Here is an 18,254-nt window from a genome sequence, read left to right on the forward strand (position 1 = left end):
GCATGGTTACGATCCATGTTGAAAATGTGGGATGAGGCTGTGCGCTGGGAAAGTATGCGGTCGATGGCCATAAAATGGAACTAGAACAAACCCTTGTCGTAGGGAGTGGGAATGTGCGATTCCCTTATAAAAGGCGATCGATGGATCAGGATGATGATTTCTGTATTGAGAGGGTGGTGAGGGCTGAGAACCATAGGCGGTAAGATGAAAGAGATGAAGACGAAAAATCTGTTGGGCTTTTGGAGTGGCTTGAATTTCAATATCTCCTATATCCCAATAGTGTTTCCAGCCTTGAGTATGGGAATCAAGAAGCTGCTGGAATGATCCGACATTAGACAGGCTTTCCATGGCTGCGTGCAGAGGGTTACTTATCGCACGGTCCTTTGTCGTGAAGATAGCGACTGTTTTTTGAACAGTGATCTCTTGCTGACAATTGATATTGACTGTTGCCTGTGTTTCGATCCAATCGGGCTTCCGTTTGATGTGGGTGTGTGAAATTGAAGAATTTCCTATTGAGAGGTCGGGAATCTGTGCCATACGGAGATGTGACTGCTGGCTTTCCACGAGCAGGTACAGCTGGTGGGATGGTGTGACTCCGGTTTCAAACGTACGAAAATGCTTTGCTGTTGTTTCACAATTTTGAATTAAGTCTTGATTGTTCACACCTCCATCCAGTGCCGCGCGGACATCGAGTCGGCCAGACCAATTTTCTGCTGTAAATGTCCAATGCAATATTCCCAGATGAAGGTTGATTGCATGCGCAAGACGATGTGTCGTGTTAATACTCCCGCGTGCATATCAAGGACTTGCTGATAATGCATTATGTGGACGTTTTGCAAATCAAACCATACGTCACCATCAATGCTAAATGTTAAACTTAACCAGTTCGGCCAATTCACCATATCTTCGTGTATCACCTCATGATGAGCAATCACACTGGCTAATTGATTGTAGTGGCCAGCTAGATAGGTGCCGGGGTAATGACATTCACCAGGAAAAGATTCTTCAGCAGCATCACGTGTCGCAAAATATCCGTTACCTACCGTGCAGAGCGCTTCTCGACGAGGTTGATCATTTCGATTCCAATGGTAAAATTTAAAGCACCATGTATCCATCATGAGCCGGAACTGCGAGTCTTGTGTTCTTGATCATTTTCTGACTTTACGCATAGGGAATATTCATTCAATGTTGCTTCGATCATGATCATTCAATAGTCGTTTTCATCAGAATGCAGGCGATTCGTCCGTTCCTCATAATCTTCCGACGAAGCCGGATCCAACTCCCAACGTTGAGCATCTCGCTCACGTTTTTTCCCCACATCTAACGGCTCAGTATCTTCGTAGGTCAATCCCACAGACTCACCCATTTCATCGATGTCGTCTTGATCTGGCGTAAGCATAGAACCCCCGACTCCTTCTTCTCCCGAGTGTTTCACGTCCGCCGTTGCGTCCATATCGCCGCCAGAGAGGGTTTTTCTTTTTGGGCGTTCAGATGCTGACTGATCTTGAGGTAGAGGATGTTGAGTCTTCTTTTTCATTGTATTCATCTCCCGTTCCAATGGATGAGTAGGCTGTTCATCATGAGTTGCCTAAGACCTGACGCATCTCACTATCCTATTGCTTTTTTTTTAAATATACGACTGGTCAAAACCCTAGAATCATATGGTTACGATGAATGATTAGCGAAATAGATGAGAGAAATATTTTTCGAGGGATCTTCTCGTAGTTGGTTGACTTGTATATCCCACGTATCCATCAGGACGAATCACGTAGACGCAACATTGGTCGGCACCGTATCGACGATGCACCACTCCGTTTGAGTCTCGAATATACGCAACAGATATGTGAGGCTGAATAGAATTGATCGTGACGAACACTGAATGAACCAGATGGCTAAATCGTGTGTCAAACCCACTGTGAAGCGCATTGAATTCTTGTATGCTTGGAGCATTTCTGTTTAAACCCTGGAAGAATAGCAGGGTATGATGTTGATGTTGGAATACATCAAAAAGGCAATGATACTCGTGTGGAGTTTCCGATGAAAGAATGACATTTGGCGCGCGTTCTCCTGCACAAGGTCTAGATTCCCGATTGGAAAATAGATTCTTTCTCCGAGAGAAGCCCCAATTATGGTGAGAAATTTGGTCGATTATAATGTCACTGTCTGGATAGCGAGTATCCAATTCTGCAACGGCTTTCACGATACGATCCTGGATCGTAGGGAATTGATTGAGAAGGGAGGCAAGATGATTTCGTCCCCATCGCATGAGTGGATGACCTACCGTCATCATTTTTGTTCCCCAATGAGTGCCTGCTAAGATAGAGGCCGCAATCGGGCGACGTTCTACCTCGTAACTGTCAAGTAACGATTCAGGTGAAAGACCTTGATTGACAAGAGCCAACTTCCATCCCAGGTTGAACGCATCTTGAATTCCTGTATTCATTCCCTGCCCTCCGGCTGGACTATGAATATGAGCGGCATCCCCAGCTAGGAACACGCGGCCCCTCCGATAAGTTGAGACAAGGCGACGAGAGATTCGAAAACGGGAATGCCAGACGAGCTGACTGAGCTTGCTCGTACTGCCTGGTCCGTTGCCCACTCGGTGCGTCCAAGAAGCTTGAAAATCTTGAACCACAAGCTTCGAGTCGGATTGATGCGGAACTGCTTGCGTTGCATCGATCACCACTCGATAGCGATGAGGGTTCGGTAAAGGGATCGCGAATAAGACACCAGAGGGAGATAGAAAGATGTGCCCTTCGTCCGACGGAAGGTCACCCTCTATCGTCAGATCTCCCAAGAGAAAGGATTCCACATATTGTTCTCCTTCAAAGGGAAGTGTCAGACATGTTCTCACCGAACTGTGGGCTCCATCACAACCGACTAACCAGGAAGCCGACACGGGATCTTCTCGTTGTTCCGACCTCATATCGTGCACTATGGCCGTGATGTTCTCCGGGTGGCGTTCGATGGCCGACAACCGAATCGGTCGTTCCACCGTGCCGCCTAGTGATGTGAGTCGCTCTATGAGCAGTCCTTCCGTTTCACGTTGGGGTAACACGAGGACAAAGGGATAGGGCGTATTCAAATGTTGGAAATCCAATCGAGCGATTTGTCGACCATCAGCATACAGGTTGAGTGCATGAATTTTTCGTCCGCGCCGGCACAACTCGTCGGTAAGGCCGAGTTGTTCGAAGCACTCCAAGGTTCGCGCATGGATCGCGAGTGCTTTGGAATGCTGGGAGGGTTGTTCGTCTTGATCGATGATCCGATAGGCAATCCCTCGTCTGGCGAGATCGCATGCCAGAGTTAAACCCGTTGGTCCGGCACCAACGATCAGAACATCAGCATGTTCCTTGCCTGTCTTCATAAGGTCCTCGTTATAACAACACGTCATTCACGACGTTCTTCACTCCATAAAATGTACCGGAATTCACGAGCTATGTAGAATGAACGTCTTCGTGACTTACGATGAGGACTTCACGCCATAATGATTCTCAAGATATTGAATGATTTCCGTTTCATCTCCTTTAATAACTCGGTCTCGATCGGAATCGATAAGGGTTGGCACCTCGTCTTGTCCGGATACTCGTTTCAGACGATCTCGTTTGGATTTGTCCTGTGACACATTTCTGAGAAGATAATCGATCTGACATTCTGACAGTTTCTTTCTGACTTGAGTACTGTATGGGCATTCTTCGAATTGATACAATTCCAACATCGCACTCTCCTTATTGTGATTGATCGCGATCGCACGAAAGCCAAGAATTCGTCAAATTGCTTTTTCGAGTGCTGCATGATAAGCCTCTAGTGCTTCTCTTTATCTTGACTGATCTCATGGCGGTCACCTGATAGGTTTGAGATCTCAGTATACAACGCATCAGCAATTTGTTGTGGTGTTTGCGATTCCTTGCCAGCGTCTTCAAGGTTTTGAGCCGACAGGGTTTTACCAAATCGCACTGTTATGTGACTCACCCGTGGCCTCCATCGATGACGAGGCAACGCCTCATAGGTTCCTGTAATCCAGGCTGGGACAATCGGAATGCGTTCCGTCGCCAATAAATAGCCGATACCAGGGCGAAACGCATGAAGTTTTCCATTGAGTGATCGTTCACCCTCTGGAAACCAGACAAGATCGTTCCCTTGTTTCAAGACGGCGATGCCAAGTGCCAAGCTTGAGAGAGGGTTTCTGGACTGATCGATTGGAAGAACTCGAGCGGCACGGCTGATCCCACGCATCAATGGATTGGTAAACATCATTCCCGTCCATCCTCCCCAATGGGTGTGAGCGAGCTGCTCGTTGGAAAAGGCCGCCGCAATCGCGAGAGGATCCAGCAGACTGGTATGGTTCGATGTAATCACGAATGGGCCTTTCGGAGGCAGATGTTCAATGCCGTGAATCGTCAAGTTATACAGCTTTTTCATGAGCCATCGATTTATTCGAAACATGAATGATCCAAGACCACGAATGAGTGGTCCTGGTGGGGTGAGCCATTGTTGCTGCTCTTCATCAAGTAGTGCATCTGGGTGACGAAGTTGATCGGTTATCTGTTCAACGTTGGATGCGGAGTCAGCATCGACCGTCATGTGAAGAAACTCGCGAACGGTTTCGATACGGTTGATTTCCTCCTGGTCGAAATTTATTCCAACCGCTTCTTGCAATTCTAAGGTTAGATTTATCCATTCCAACGAATCAACGCCGAGGTCTAATTGGATATTCGAGTCCGGGGTCAACCGTATGTCGGGAAACCGCTTACAGAGCCAATTCCATGCTTGTTGAGCGTGCGGGTAACTGAGAAGGTGTTGATCTTCCGGCGACATGCGGTCAAGAGGAAGGGGCCCAGGCTGTTGCGCATGTGTATGGTCTTGGTGTTTTGCCTGCTCGTACAATGATTGAAGGAGATGACGACGGATTTTCCCCAATCGAGTACGAGGAAGTGGGTCGAAACTCAGAACATAGTCGCTGAGACGGTGGTGAGAAGGAAGTTGCTGTGATTGACGTTCAAGATCTTCTCGAATGAGTCGTTCGAGTTCATCCTCTTGACGACCACGATGAGAACCGGCTTTGGGAACAATCACCGCTACAAGCTTGTTCTTCACCGCCAAGACGCCGGTTTCTTGAACATGGGGTGTCTGATTGAGACTATCTTCAATAAAGTCAGGTCGAATATTTTCTCCGCCGGGTAAGACAATCATGGATGAAGCTCGTCCGACGAGATACAGATAGCCATTTTGCATGGTGCCGAGATCGCCGGTACGAAAATATCCGTCGTCGGTAAAAGCGGATGTGTTTTTGTCGGGAAGATTCCAATACCCTGAAAAGACATTTGGACCTTTGACCAGCACTTCGCCAGATTCCGCATGGTCTTCCGACTTGGCAATCTTTAGTTCGACACCTGGCAACGGTCGACCGGCCGTGTCGAGACGATTGTTGCCGGGCTCGTTTACGGTGAGGATCGGAGAGGTTTCGGTCAAGCCATAACCTGTTCCCACCTGCCATCCCACGCCTTCCAGTTTCCATGCTAATTCTGATTCCAAGGCGGCTCCGCCTGAAACCAACGTGCGCAATTGAGGGTTCAGACGCTTGTGTAATGAGCCGAAAAGTGTACGACCGAGACGGATACCAAGACGACGTCGGAGCATGGTGGAAAAAGCAATACCCACCCGTAGAAGAGTAAAGACAAGGGTCCCTTGTTGTCTCAACCGTGTTTCCAAAGCAGAGTCGAGCGCTTCATACAGGCGTGGAATGCCAATAATGGCGGTCGGCTGAGTTTCATGAAGGGTACGAAATAACTGTGGGCCAGTCAAAGAATAGGGAATGACTATTGGGATTCCAACAGCAAGCGGAGCCAACATGCCAATCATGAAGGGATAAACATGATGAAAAGGCAATGGGACCATGAGACGGTCGTCTTCGGTGATGAGATTGAGCGTGAGCAAAGCTTGTAAATTCGAGAGCAGATTGCGATGTGTCAGGGGGACGCCCTTGGGGCGTCCTGAAGTTCCAGATGTATAAAATAAAACGGCTTGACTCTCGGGCGAGACACCTGAGAAAGCCGTCTCTTTTTCTACGAGATAGTGCTTCCAGCTTTGCGGATGATGCGAATCGGCATCGAGCAGGATGACGTGGAGAATGGGGTTTGGGTTAAGAAAATTAGACGATTGTGCGAGATTCGTCGTGGTGAAAACCCATTGCGCTTGACTGTCGGAAAGCACATGCTGCAAATCTTCCTCTTGCATTTGATAATCAATTGGCACTGGAATGGCACCTGCCACAAGAAGCGCACAGCAAGCCACAATCCACTCTGGTTGATTCGGGGCAAGAAGGACAACGGGAGAGTCCGCCAAAAGCCCAGCTTGTGACAGACCCGTTGCAAAGCGCAGTGTCGTTTCATGTAGTTGACTAAACGTAAGGGTCTGGCTGTGGTCCTTCGACAGAGCAATCACTGCAGGCCGATGACCTTGATGGGGCAAGGCCTCAATCACATGCTGTAATGTTTCATTGTTCATAAGCACACGATCAGGATGACAAGGATGACATGTACAGTTTTAGTATGGACGTACCCGTGGTCTCTTTTGACCTAGTCGAAACCCTAGGCTTCAAATCGTCTCCATTCACACCTCCCCTTCAATGCTCAGGATACATTGGCTCTTTCATTGTTCAGGATGAGGTCGCACTGTCAATTCTGTAAAGGGTTTTTTGATTACGAATATGGGATTTGTTGAATAATCCGTACCATCCTCCTGCCTGTGCATAGGGCCAGGGTTTTGGAACAGCATGAAAGGGTTTGAGCTTGGCGAAGGGGCTGCGAAAGGAATGTAGGCATTTCACGTGGACGGCATGCCAAATACCCGCACGGTCATATCCTGATCAACAGTGTTGATGGTTTCGAGATTCTTGCAGGCAGCCTTGATCAGACCTAGGGTTTTCATCAGCTACTCGCGCATTGAATAGCATCTACAATAGAGCTGTATGAATAACAAGAGATGGAGAAATCATAAATGGTGAGAAAGGAGATCTAATCACGTCATGCAAACGGTCAATGTACGCTACATTGTCAACAACCTCGACACAGCCATGTCCTTCTATTGTCAAAAGCTTGGGTTTGAGGTGGAAATGAATCCCACTTCGGGGTTTGCCTTGTTATCAAAAGGTGTTTTACATCTTATCTTGAATACGGTTGATGCCGGTGGGGGTGGGCAGGAAATGCCGGACGGGGAAACACCGAAACCTGGAGGATGGAATCGTATTCAACTAACGGTCGATGACCTTGGCGCAGAAGTGAAAAGACTGCGTGAGGAGGGAGCGAAGTTTCGTAACAATATCGTTGAAGGCAAAGGCGGAAAGCAGATTTTGCTCGAAGACCCATCTGGAAATTTCATAGAACTTTTTGAATCTAACAGATGACTCGTGTGTGATTGTCAGGACTAGGCATTCGGATCTCAACATTTCATCATATGTGGATTTGTTCAGTGAGGTGAAAAACTTCAGTTCATCGAGAAGGCTCACAATATGCCAATCGACGCTCAGCAGGAAACACGTATGGAAATATGTTTTTGGAAAATCGGCTGCGATTTCAATGCAGACTGTAAGGCTAGCGTCGAGTCACGACATTCAGGCTAGAAAAGCAGAGAGGAAGTGCAAGATGACGATGATTAAAGATATTATGACTGTAGAAGTTGATATTATCGGTCCAGAAACCAACGTCCAGGAAGCCGCCGGAAAGATGAAACAACTCAACGTTGGAATTATGCCAATTTGCGAAAACCATAAGATTATTGGTCTGCTGACTGATCGCGATATCATTTTGCGCGTGATTGCTGAAAAGAAAGATCCAGCACATACTCTTGCACGCGACGTCATGACTCAAGATATAATTGTGGCCGGTGAAGAACAAGATGTTACGGAAGCCCAACAGTTGATGAGTCATCATCAGATCCGTCGCCTACCAATCGTCAATCGGAACAATCTGTTCATTGGAATGCTCTCGCTCGGTGATCTGACTGCACGCAGTTCAGCTTACCGTGGAGGGGAGGTCTTTGAAGAAGTGTCTCAACCGTCAAAACCCAATCGATAAAACAGCGATGCAGACCGAAAAGGGTTAGTCGTGTCATGATGATTGTTGACGTTGCGGGTTTTTCATTGACTCATCAACGTCATCATCGTGTCCGAGGTGACACTCGTTACCGCATTCGACATTGATGGCTGCATCGATTCGATCAAAGCAATCAATGGAACAGGATACGTTCCAAACCACAGCAGGAGAATCGTCAGGCCAGCAAGCACCACCCCGCTTAATCGTTGGTTCGTCGGCATCCGTGCCGATAGAATGGCATGATTGACTGGATGAGAAGCCATGACCCGAATGAGACGAAGGTAATAGAACAACCCAATCACGCTGTTCAACACAAAAAGAATAATGAGCAGCCATAATTCTGCACTCAATCCTGCAGCAATGACGTAAAACTTCCCGATGAAACCGGCAGTTAGAGGAATACCGGCCAGTGATAGCACCATGGCCGTTAAAATTCCCGCAATCCAAGGGTTACGCCAAAAGAGTCCTTGATAATCTTCGAGTTGCTCCGGTTCGATACCAGATGTAGAGAGATGGGCGATGACGCCAAAGGCTCCAAGCGTCGTGACAAAATATGCCACCAGATAGAAACTCACTGCTTCAATGGCCATAGATCCACTCGCCAATAATGCGACAAGGAGGTACCCCATATGCGCAATTGAGGAACAGGCCAATAAACGTTTGACGTTGTGTTGAAGCAGTGCCAGCAGGTTCCCAACCACCATGGAGAACGCCGCGAGACTACTCAGCACCACTATGACAAGAGAAGAATGGGACATCTCAGTAATCAAAAACAATCGTAAAAACACGGCCACCATGGCCCCCTTCGACACCGTGGCAATAAAGGCAACGACTGGTGCCGAGGCGCCTTGATAGACATCCGGGGTCCACATGTGAAAAGGGACCATCGCGATTTTAAACCCGATGCCGGTTAACAACATGGCGAATCCAGCTAACAGAAAGACGTTGACGATTCCTGTCTGTGAAAACACGGCGGCCAACTGTATAAATTCTAAGGATCCTGTCTCAAAATAGATGAAGGCCATGCCAAACAAGAGAAAGGCAGACGATGTCGCAGAAAGAATCAAATATTTCATGCCGGCTTCCAGGGAGGAAAGATTATTCCGTTGATAGGCAATAAGCCCATACAGTGAAATGGTCAGGAGCTCCAACCCTAGAAATAATGATGCGAAATGCGTGGCCACGGTTAAGATTTCCGCTCCGACGGCGGCGAGAATTAACAACACGTAAAATTCTTCCAGATTGCCCTGTTGCGCTTTAAGATAATCATACGCGAGGAGGGTCACAATCAGGCTGGCCGAGACGATCAGTCCTATGAAGAACAACGCATACGTATCGACTTGCACGAGAGGCGTGATCGTGCGGGGAGCCACCTGAACAGCGAAGGGGACACTTGCCAGACTGAGGAGACATCCTGACACGGAGATAATCGCCACAACGAGATGCTGACGTGAAATCGCAATCCACATCATCGAACATAACGCGGTTCCTGCAGTAAGAAGAATAGGCAGTAAAGCCGTAAAGTCTGTCACACTCATAATCTTGAGAAAGCGTTAACGGTCTACGGATAACCTCGGTAGCCCTGTCGTCGACGGCGAACCCATGGGTGCCGTGCGGCTGGTCAACGCGGTCTCCACCTGTTCTTTGGCCACGATCACTTGAAGCCGATCCAATGTCAGCCTGGCCGTTTGAAGTATGGGGTGCGGATACAATCCCCACCACGTTTGTATGATGATCATGGCTCCCAACAACACCAGAGAGCGCCTGGACAAGTCGGGAATCTGCCAGCCGTTGATGTTGGGGCCATGGAATGTCCGTTGCATCAACGTCAATGAATAAATGGCCGCTGCGACGATACCGAGGGTCGCAAGTGCGGCTAATGGAATATTCACTCTATAGGTTCCCAAGAGTACAAGGAATTCGCCAATAAAATTCCCGAGTCCTGGTATACCCAAGGACGCCATCACAAAAAACATGGTGATTCCTGCAAGCTTCGGAACGATATCCCAAAGTCCACCCATTTCGTTCATGTCTCGCGTATGCAGTCGTTCTTGAAGAGCCCCGGCCAGCACAAATAACGCCCCAGTACTAATGCCATGGGCTAGCATTTGCATAATGGTTCCTTGAAGAGCTTGACTGTTCCAGGCAAAGATACCAAGCAGCACAAAGCCCAGGTGCGCGATACTACTATACGCGATGAGCCGCTTAAGATCTGTTTGAGCAAAAGCCATCATCGCCCCATACAAAATCCCAACCACACCAAGCCCCATGACCATCGGGGCGACCGTCTGTGCGGCATCAGGAAACAGTGGAACGGCAAACCGCAAAAGCCCGTATCCTCCAGTTTTTAACAGCAATCCGGCAAGAATTACACTTCCTCCTGTCGGCGCTTCCGTATGTGCATCAGGGAGCCAGGTGTGCAATGGAACCACTGGCAGCTTGACCGCAAAGGCGGCAAAAAATCCAGCAAACATCCAGAGTTGAGTGGATGGAGGCAGCGTAAGCTGTAAGAGGTGAAAATAGTCGAAGGTGATGAATTCATGTTGATGATAATGGGCAATGCCCACAGCCAAAATCGAAATGAGCATGAGCAGTCCGCCGGCTTGGGTAAAGAGAAAAAACTTCAAGGCCGCATAGGCCCGATGTTCATGTCCCCAAATGCTGATGAGTAAATACATCGGGACCAGCATCATCTCCCAGAATACAAAAAACAGAAAAAGATCTAGTGAAACAAAAACACCCACAACACCAGTCAACACCCAGAGGAGATTGAAGTGAAAAAATCCGACTCGCTGGGTGATTTCCGTCCAAGAGGCTATGACCGCCGTGATGCCTAAGAAACTGGTCAAGAGAATCAGCAGAAGACTGAGTCCGTCGGCACCAACATGAAATTGAATACCAAACCGTGAAATCCACGGAACACTGAGCTTTGCGAACCACACGCCATATTCAGAAAGAAACCGATGCTCTGGCCCGATCAACCAGAGTCCGAGGCCGATACCGAGAGAGATGAGGAGGGTAATAAGGGCAATCCAGCGTGGCCAATAGGCTCCCCACCGTTCTGACAGCCAGGCCAACAGACCACCCAGGAGAAGAATCCCTAATAAAATCGTCAGAATCATGCATACACCATTAGAGCAATCAACGTGATTGACCCAGCCGCAACAATGGAGGCATACCATCGCACATGTCCGGTTTGAGTCTGACGGAGCATGGTATGGCTACGATGAATGAACCAACGAAGACTTTCATACATTTGTTCAAACAAATCATCTTTATTCCATCGAGCGATGTGTAAAAATGGTGAGACGAAGAGTCTGTCGTAAGCTTTGTTAAAGATATCGGATTTCCCCGCTTGGGCCGTTCGCAGAAATGGGGCAACAAACAGGTGTTGATACAAGCGATTCAACATCCACCCCGTCAGGAAAAACTGCCGGACGTGAGGCATAGGCGGAGACTCACTGATGGCCGTCGTCATATGGGGATGACGAAAAAACAAGAAATACGCTACGACGATCCCACCTATTGCGACCATCGTCGTCACACTTTTTATGACCAATTCGTGATCTGAGGCAACTGACGTTCCAGATTGAAGTGGAAGAGCCGCAGCCATAATCTCCGCAAAGGAATATTTTCCGAATATGGACGATTCTATCCACCCACCGCTTATGGATAAGATGGCAAGGATCATCAGTGGAATTGTCATGGACCACCGCCCTCTCACCGTTGGATGCGTGTGTTGCTCTCCCCAAAACACCAAGAAGACAAGTCGAAAACCATAGAGAGCCGTGAGAAACACGCCTAGAACTCCGACCGCCCAAAACCACATTCCTGATTCTGAAGAAGACCACACTTCCCACAAAATCCACTCCTTACTAAAAAATCCAGCAGTGACAAAAGGCAGGCCGGCAAGGGAAGCCATGCCGATGACGGTGGTCCAATAAGCCAATGGCAACTGACGACGTAAGCCACCCATTTTAAAAATGTTTTGCTCATGATGAAGATTGTTGACCACGGCGCCGGCCGCTAAAAACAGGAGGGCCTTAAAGAAGGCATGGGTCATAAAGTGAAAAATGGCTGCTGATGCGGCCCCGACGCCCAAGGCCAAGAACATATATCCAATTTGGCTCATCGTCGAAAACGCGAGAACACGTTTGATATTGCTTTGGACTAATGCACTGGCAGCTGAAAGCAAGAGCGTGAGAGACCCAATCACTGCCACAATGAATTGAATCGTCGGAGCTTGATGAAAGACAACTTGCGTACGAGCCAGCAGGTAAACGCCAGCGGTGACCATAGTCGCCGCATGCAGCAGTGCACTCACGGGCGTGGGCCCTGCCATGGCATCAGGAAGCCACGTTTGCAAGGGCAGTTGTGCAGACTTTCCGATCGCTCCACCAAGAAGAAGGGCCGCGATCAGAATAGCCAATGGAGAATTCATAGCCCAATGCTGTGGGACCTCATGCATCAAGGTCTGAATGTCGAGTGTCCCGAACTGAATGACGAACACGCACAATCCAGTGAGCAGGGCAGCATCTCCGATGCGGTTCATAATGAACGCTTTACTGGCTGCCTGCCCATTGGCTGGGTCCTGATACCAAAAGCCGATGAGCAAATAGCTGCAGAGTCCAACGCCTTCCCAACCGAGAAAAAGCAAGAGCAAGTTGTCGGCTAACACCAAAAGCAACATCGCGGCCAGGAAAAGATTCATATAGGCAAAAAATCGTTGATAGTGATCATCATCGTCCATATAACCCATGGAATACACATGAATAAGAAATCCAACGCCGGTGATGACTCCGATCATGACAAACGACAAACCATCCAGGTACAACCCAATCTGCGATGAAAAACCAGAAACCTCGATCCATGGCCATAATGTTTGTCGAAACATGAGCTCGTCATTTTCATTCTGAAATAATCCCACGCCCACCACGCCAACGGTGAGCAGAGATAAGCCGACTGATCCGACACCGATCAGATTCACTCTTACACGAGCGAGCTCATCAACATTTGCGAGCATCAGAAATCCGAGTAACGGAAACATGGGAATCAACCACAACCATTCCAACATGATTACCCCGATAGCGTATCTGCAGCGTCGGCATCTAAGGTTTGCAAGTGTGAGTAGAGTTGAAGAATTAATCCCAACGCGACTGAGACTTCTGCGGCGGTCAAGGTGAGGATGAAGATAAACATGATTTGCCCATCGGCTTGTGCCCATCGGGCTCCCCCGACGATAAATGCAAGAGCCGCAGCATTCAACATGATTTCCACCGACATCAACATAAACAGAAGATTTCGTCGGACAAGAAGTCCAATCAATCCAAGAGCGAATAATATGCACGCGAGTACCAGTCCATGTTCGAAAGGCATTTCTGTCATGAGGCCTCCCCTGATCGAGCTTTCCGCCCTAGATGATAGGCACTGATGAGTCCGGGAAGGAGCAAAAATGAAGCAAGTTCAACGCCGATCACATAGAGATGAAACAGTTTCTCACTCACCTGTTGAGGGCCAATCAGCATCACATTGCTCGTACGCGTGGTTGACCCATCCAACACAATATCGAGTAATTCCACAACAAGAATGAGCGCCAGAACCATGGGGCCCATCCACATCTTAGGATTGAACCATGCCTGTTCCAATTGTAGACCTTCACGGCCCATATCCAACATCATGATGACAAAGACAAATAACACCATCACCGCTCCCGCGTAGATAATGACCTCCAAAGCCGCGGCAAATGGCGCTCCGAATAAGAAAAAGATCATGCTGACTGCTAAAAGAGAGACGATGAGGTAGAGAAGAGCATGGATAGCGTTGAAGCGGGTGATCACCATGATAGTAGCGACAATGGCCACAGCCGCGATGATATAAAATGATATAATCATGGCATAAGATTTCGCACATCAATGGGTGGATCTTCGTTCACAGCCTGTCCCTTGTCTTTTTCTGTGATGGACACGCCAGCCACACGGTAGAAATTATACTCGGGATATTTTCCGACGCCGTTAATGAGCAAATCTTCTTTTTCATACACAAGATGTGGGCGATGATATTCACTCATTTCAAAATCGGGAGTGAGTTGGATCGCATACGTCGGACAGGCTTCTTCGCAATACCCACAGAAAATACAGCGAGAAAAATTAATTCGAAACCACTCCGGATACCGTCGACCAGCGGCATCTTCTGTTGCTTGAAGTGCGATACAATCGACTGGACAGACGACAGAACAGAGATGGCAGGCCACGCACCGCTCTTCACCATCTGGATCCCGAGAGAGGATAATTCTTCCTCTCCAACGAGGAGCCAGATAGGGGTGTTCGTCTGGATATTGCACCGTAATGGGCTTTTTGAATAATCGAAGAAATACGCGCCAGATAGCCTTGATCATGTGTGTCATACGAGAGCCTTTCCCAATGCTCTGATGGATGGAAGGCCTGTGAGACTAGCCACCGGGTCACGTGTCAGCATACGCTTTAGGTCTCCCCTTGATTCACGAGCATCAGCGCCCCGGTGACGAGAAGATTCACAAGCCCCAACGGAAGCAACACTTTCCATCCAAAAGACATGAGTTGATCAAAACGAAGTCTCGGCATGGTTGCGCGTAATAAGATGAACACGGACAGACACGCCATGGTTTTCAGTGAAAACCAAAGCCAAGGCGGAAGCCATGGACCATGCCAACCAGCAAAAAACAAGACCACCATCATGGCAGAAATCAGTGTGATACCCACATATTCCCCCACAAAGAACATACCGAACTTCATCCCTGAATATTCCGTATGATAGCCCGCCACAAGCTCGCTTTCGGCCTCAGGAATATCAAATGGCAATCGATGCGTCTCGGCCAAACCAGCCATAAAAAATATGAGGAGTCCCAGGATTTGAGGAATACAAAACCAGAGGTCTTGTTGCGCCTGGACGATAAGACCCAGATTGAACGTGCCGGCCAACATGACAACCCCCATAAGTGAAATGCCCATGAACACTTCATAACTAATCATTTGCGAGGCGGCACGAAGTCCTCCCAGCAACGAATATTTGCTATTGGAAGCCCAACCACCCAGTACCAAACTATAGGCACCTAGAGAAGACATAGCCAAGAAAAACAAAATACCAATGTTGAGATCGGCGATGACAATCGAAGGGGTAAACGGAATCACCACAAAGGCAAGTAGCGTCGTGACCATAATTAAAGCCGGAGCCAAAATAAACACAGCTTTGTCCGCAAAAGGTGGGATCCAATCTTCCTTTGTAAAAATTTTGATCATATCGGCCACAACTTGAAACATTCCGAATGGTCCGACTCGATTAGGCCCATACCGCTCCTGCCAAAGTCCGAGAAGACGTCGTTCAATCCAAATCAGCAACCCACTGATAGTAAGCACGGAGCTCAGAGTCAGAACAATGAAGACATACATGTGCAAGGTGTGAGTCATCCGTGCTTCACGACTTTCAGGAGGCCCCACCCTGGAAGGACCCCATTCGTTAGAGGAGGCACACAGGCAAGGCCTGCGATGCCATTCGGAAGACCCGTCTCTAGTTTAATCGGGACGGTATACGTGACATCTTGGAGCACGAGTTGAACAAGATCACCAGTTTTCAATGCCCGTCTTTCTGCCTCATCAGCATTGAATGTCAGATAGGATGAGGACTGACGTTCAGCCATAGCGGGAGATTTGATACTGAGTTCTTCAGAACCAAAAATTTGGGAAATAGAGAAAATCCACCATTGATTTTCTCGTGGTTCAAATTCAGACGGTATATGCTCAAAGAAGGTCATCTCAGAATCCACCGTTGTTGTGAGGAGTCGCACACCCGCTGGGCCCTCACGCAGTGGACCTCCTACTTCGCTTTGAAATTTATTGACGGCCTGAATGGAATTCCATCCTGGTGACCAGAAAAAAGGATTCACTGACGGAGGCGGTTGAAGGGACGTGCCTTCCATCGAAAAGGCGAGCGGTGAGTTGGCATCCGGTGGCGGCATGGGTTCATGAATAGTGAGATCGGAGTCTACAGCTGTTCGACCACTATATCGGTGTGGAGCCCGTGGTATTTTTTGCTCATGGATACGAAAATGAGAGGAAGGGAATTCGTGAACGAGCGATTGAAAGACGTCATGGGTTTCGCCGAGTGTGCGGAGAACATCATCAAGCGTCAACCATTCACCGACAGGTGAAGGATGATCACCATGGATCTTTGCCAGATCTCGAACCCACTCCCAACTGGCTTGAATGTCCTCTTGTGGGACATACGTTTGGTAGTATCGCTGGGCACGTCCTTCATTGTTCACCAGTGTGCCTGTGCTTTCAGCAAAGGTGCTGACAGGGAAAATTCCGTGTGCTTTGGCGGTCGTCGGTGTAGGCAGATGATCAAACACGAACACATTTGGTACTGTCATGAGAAATTGATCCACGTTCGCTGGATCGGCTCGTCGATATAAATCATTTTCTAAAATAAGAACAGTGTCAATCGTGTTGTGTTTGACAAGGTGAAATGCTTTTTCCAGATCATGTCCGCCCAACAAGGCCACCCCGACACTATTACATTCAGGAACGGTAAAACACAGATTCACATCGCAATCTTGTTGATGCAGCGCCCATGCAATGTTGGCGGCAGACTCGATGACGGCCATACTCATTGAGCTGGTACCGGAAATGATCAAAGGGTGTTTGGCCGTGCATAATGCCGTGGCGATTTCCTGAGCTCGCGCGAATAGCGATGAAGAACAATCCGTGACTGGAGGAACGTTGGAATTGAGCGCATGGGCCACCGCAAATCCTAATCGTGCCATGTCATCCGGATGCGCATGATAGGACCAGGTTGCCAGAGCATCAAGATCACTCCGTTGGAGGTTGGCGACATATAAGGGTCCGGTATTGTCTTGAATGGCTTCCCGAACTGCCGCATCATGCCATCGCGGGATATGGAGGGCATCAGCAAGTTCCATCGGTTGTTGCCGGACTGACTGTCGAAGTGCAAGGAACAGACGTGGTGCGGTGTGAAGTAGATCTTCGCCTAAGACCAAGACGGCATCGGCCTGTTCCACTTGTTGGATAGTGGCGGAGGCGACCGGACCTTCACGCAGAATGTGGATGATCTTTGAGACTAACGATGATTCCTTCATCGAAACTCCCGTGAAAAAATTATCCTGTCCCACCAGCGTTTGAAGGGCGAAATTGCTTTCAAGAGAAGCCCGAGGTGAGCCGATGCCGATCATTCGTTCAGACCGTGAAATGAGAGGCGTCAGAGATTGCAGCATGTCCTCTCGGGTTGGGTGTTCAACCGGCGACTCTCCCGTTTGTAAAAATGGCCTCATCATGCGTTGTGGATGGTTGACAAATTCGTAACCAAACCGGCCACGATCACACAGGAAATATCCATTGACGTGCGCATTGAAACGGTTGACGATCCTTCGTAGTATTCCCTGGCGTTCCCCGGTCGTCGTATTACACCCCAAGCTGCAATGTGGACAGATTGATGGAGCCATTTGTAGATCCCATTTACGTGTGTAATGCTGACGGAGGGTGTTATCGGTAAAGACACCCGTTGGACAGACCTCCACGAGATTGCCACTGAACTCGTTTTCAAGCGTACCGTCTTCATAGCGTCCAAAATACAGACGGTCACGCGAACCGAATACATTCAAATCTCGTCCGCCAGCAATATCACGATAGAAGCGCACACAGCGATAACATTGAATACACCGATTCATCTCATGGAAAATGAAAGGACCAAGATCTTGGTTACGATAGGTTCGTTTGGTGCCGCGATAACGACGGGTCGTGTGGCCTGTCATGACGGTCATATCCTGAAGGTGACATTCCCCTCCCTCGTCACAGACGGGACAATCATGAGGGTGATTCAGCATGAGCCATTCGATCACGCTTGAACGAAATGTTTGGGCCTCTTCGTCTTCAATGGAAATTCGGATGCCTTCTGAAGCCGGTGTTAGGCAGGCCATCACCAGACGACCCTCCTGATCCTTCTCGTCTTTGAATTGTTTAACGGCACACTGGCGACAGGCACCAACCGATCCCATCGCTGGATGCCAACAAAAATACGGAAGGTTGAATCCAAGCGTCAGGCACGCGGCCAGGAGATTGTTATCAGGGTCCACGTCGTAGGAGTGTTGATCAATAAAAATAGTCGCCATAG

Annotated in this window: 14 protein-coding genes and 1 pseudogene; 2 read left to right on the forward strand and 13 right to left on the reverse strand. The window is 48.5% G+C overall.

All coding sequences use genetic code 11. The features are described 5' to 3' along the window. Positions 1-6: 6 nt before the first annotated feature. The 5 genes and pseudogenes from ACWQXP_RS08395 to ACWQXP_RS08415 form a co-directional block, all read right to left on the reverse strand. A pseudogene (locus tag ACWQXP_RS08395) lies at positions 7-1,118 on the reverse strand (hypothetical protein). Between the two features lie 89 nt (positions 1,119-1,207). Next, complete coding sequence (locus ACWQXP_RS08400; RefSeq protein WP_454062373.1) at positions 1,208-1,537, reverse strand: DUF6335 family protein; 330 nt, start codon at positions 1,535-1,537, stop codon at positions 1,208-1,210. 141 nt (positions 1,538-1,678) lie between these two features. Continuing rightward, positions 1,679-3,367 carry an FAD-dependent monooxygenase gene (locus tag ACWQXP_RS08405; protein WP_454062374.1) on the reverse strand — a complete coding sequence of 563 codons (1,689 nt, stop codon included), beginning with the start codon at positions 3,365-3,367 and terminating at the stop codon, positions 1,679-1,681. Positions 3,368-3,463: 96 nt separating this feature from the next. Next, positions 3,464-3,718: a glutaredoxin domain-containing protein gene (locus tag ACWQXP_RS08410; protein WP_454062375.1), complete on the reverse strand. Its 255-nt coding sequence runs from the start codon at positions 3,716-3,718 to the stop codon at positions 3,464-3,466. Positions 3,719-3,804: 86 nt separating this feature from the next. After that, positions 3,805-6,507, reverse strand: a complete 2,703-nt coding sequence (locus ACWQXP_RS08415; protein WP_454062376.1) for an AMP-binding protein — start codon at positions 6,505-6,507, stop codon at positions 3,805-3,807. Positions 6,508-7,027: 520 nt separating this feature from the next. Between ACWQXP_RS08415 and ACWQXP_RS08420 the strand changes: the two genes are divergently transcribed. Further along, positions 7,028-7,405: a VOC family protein gene (locus ACWQXP_RS08420; protein WP_454062377.1), complete on the forward strand. Its 378-nt coding sequence runs from the start codon at positions 7,028-7,030 to the stop codon at positions 7,403-7,405. Positions 7,406-7,643: 238 nt separating this feature from the next. Continuing rightward, complete coding sequence (locus ACWQXP_RS08425) at positions 7,644-8,075, forward strand: CBS domain-containing protein (RefSeq protein WP_454062378.1); 432 nt, start codon at positions 7,644-7,646, stop codon at positions 8,073-8,075. Positions 8,076-8,137: 62 nt separating this feature from the next. Here ACWQXP_RS08425 and ACWQXP_RS08430 read toward each other — a convergent pair whose 3' ends face one another. The 8 genes from ACWQXP_RS08430 to nuoG all read right to left on the reverse strand — a co-directional run bounded on the left by ACWQXP_RS08430 (position 8,138) and on the right by nuoG (position 18,252). Then, the gene (locus tag ACWQXP_RS08430; RefSeq protein ID WP_454062379.1) at positions 8,138-9,631 is read right to left on the reverse strand and encodes an NADH-quinone oxidoreductase subunit N; all 1,494 of its coding nucleotides are present in this window, start codon (positions 9,629-9,631) and stop codon (positions 8,138-8,140) included. A gap of 15 nt (positions 9,632-9,646) precedes the next feature. Next, on the reverse strand, positions 9,647-11,215 hold the full coding sequence (locus tag ACWQXP_RS08435) for a complex I subunit 4 family protein (RefSeq protein WP_454062380.1): 1,569 nt from the start codon (positions 11,213-11,215) through the stop codon (positions 9,647-9,649). After that, positions 11,212-13,167, reverse strand: coding sequence for an NADH-quinone oxidoreductase subunit L (nuoL, locus tag ACWQXP_RS08440; protein ID WP_454062381.1), 1,956 nt, complete (start codon positions 13,165-13,167; stop codon positions 11,212-11,214). Before nuoL ends, ACWQXP_RS08435 begins: the two co-directional genes overlap by 4 nt. 2 nt (positions 13,168-13,169) lie before the next feature. Then, a complete protein-coding gene (gene nuoK, locus ACWQXP_RS08445; RefSeq protein WP_454062382.1) occupies positions 13,170-13,478 on the reverse strand; it encodes an NADH-quinone oxidoreductase subunit NuoK in 309 nt (102 codons plus the stop codon). Then, entirely contained in the window at positions 13,475-13,984 is a 510-nt protein-coding gene (gene nuoJ / locus ACWQXP_RS08450; protein WP_454062383.1) for an NADH-quinone oxidoreductase subunit J, read from the reverse strand. Before nuoJ ends, nuoK begins: the two co-directional genes overlap by 4 nt. Then, positions 13,981-14,496, reverse strand: a complete 516-nt coding sequence (gene nuoI, locus ACWQXP_RS08455; protein WP_454062384.1) for an NADH-quinone oxidoreductase subunit NuoI — start codon at positions 14,494-14,496, stop codon at positions 13,981-13,983. Before nuoI ends, nuoJ begins: the two co-directional genes overlap by 4 nt. Before the next feature lie 76 nt (positions 14,497-14,572). After that, the gene (gene nuoH, locus ACWQXP_RS08460; protein ID WP_454062385.1) at positions 14,573-15,535 is read right to left on the reverse strand and encodes an NADH-quinone oxidoreductase subunit NuoH; all 963 of its coding nucleotides are present in this window, start codon (positions 15,533-15,535) and stop codon (positions 14,573-14,575) included. After that, a complete protein-coding gene (nuoG, locus tag ACWQXP_RS08465; RefSeq protein WP_454062386.1) occupies positions 15,532-18,252 on the reverse strand; it encodes an NADH-quinone oxidoreductase subunit NuoG in 2,721 nt (906 codons plus the stop codon). Before nuoG ends, nuoH begins: the two co-directional genes overlap by 4 nt. Between the last annotated feature and the right edge of the window lie 2 nt (positions 18,253-18,254).

The sequence above is a fragment of the Candidatus Nitrospira salsa genome (assembly GCF_965152625.1).

Coding starts and splice junctions, on each gene's coding strand:
- ACWQXP_RS08430 (WP_454062379.1), bottom strand. CDS start 9,631: ATGAGTGTGACAGACTTTACGGCTTTACTGCCTATTCTTCTTACTGCA.
- nuoK (WP_454062382.1), bottom strand. CDS start 13,478: ATGACAGAAATGCCTTTCGAACATGGACTGGTACTCGCGTGCATATTA.
- nuoI (WP_454062384.1), bottom strand. CDS start 14,496: ATGACACACATGATCAAGGCTATCTGGCGCGTATTTCTTCGATTATTC.
- nuoG (WP_454062386.1), bottom strand. CDS start 18,252: ATGGCGACTATTTTTATTGATCAACACTCCTACGACGTGGACCCTGAT.
- ACWQXP_RS08410 (WP_454062375.1), bottom strand. CDS start 3,718: ATGTTGGAATTGTATCAATTCGAAGAATGCCCATACAGTACTCAAGTC.
- nuoL (WP_454062381.1), bottom strand. CDS start 13,167: ATGTTGGAATGGTTGTGGTTGATTCCCATGTTTCCGTTACTCGGATTT.
- nuoJ (WP_454062383.1), bottom strand. CDS start 13,984: ATGATTATATCATTTTATATCATCGCGGCTGTGGCCATTGTCGCTACT.
- nuoH (WP_454062385.1), bottom strand. CDS start 15,535: ATGACTCACACCTTGCACATGTATGTCTTCATTGTTCTGACTCTGAGC.
- ACWQXP_RS08405 (WP_454062374.1), bottom strand. CDS start 3,367: ATGAAGACAGGCAAGGAACATGCTGATGTTCTGATCGTTGGTGCCGGA.
- ACWQXP_RS08425 (WP_454062378.1), top strand. CDS start 7,644: ATGACGATGATTAAAGATATTATGACTGTAGAAGTTGATATTATCGGT.
- ACWQXP_RS08415 (WP_454062376.1), bottom strand. CDS start 6,507: ATGAACAATGAAACATTACAGCATGTGATTGAGGCCTTGCCCCATCAA.
- ACWQXP_RS08420 (WP_454062377.1), top strand. CDS start 7,028: ATGCAAACGGTCAATGTACGCTACATTGTCAACAACCTCGACACAGCC.
- ACWQXP_RS08400 (WP_454062373.1), bottom strand. CDS start 1,537: ATGAAAAAGAAGACTCAACATCCTCTACCTCAAGATCAGTCAGCATCT.
- ACWQXP_RS08435 (WP_454062380.1), bottom strand. CDS start 11,215: ATGATTCTGACGATTTTATTAGGGATTCTTCTCCTGGGTGGTCTGTTG.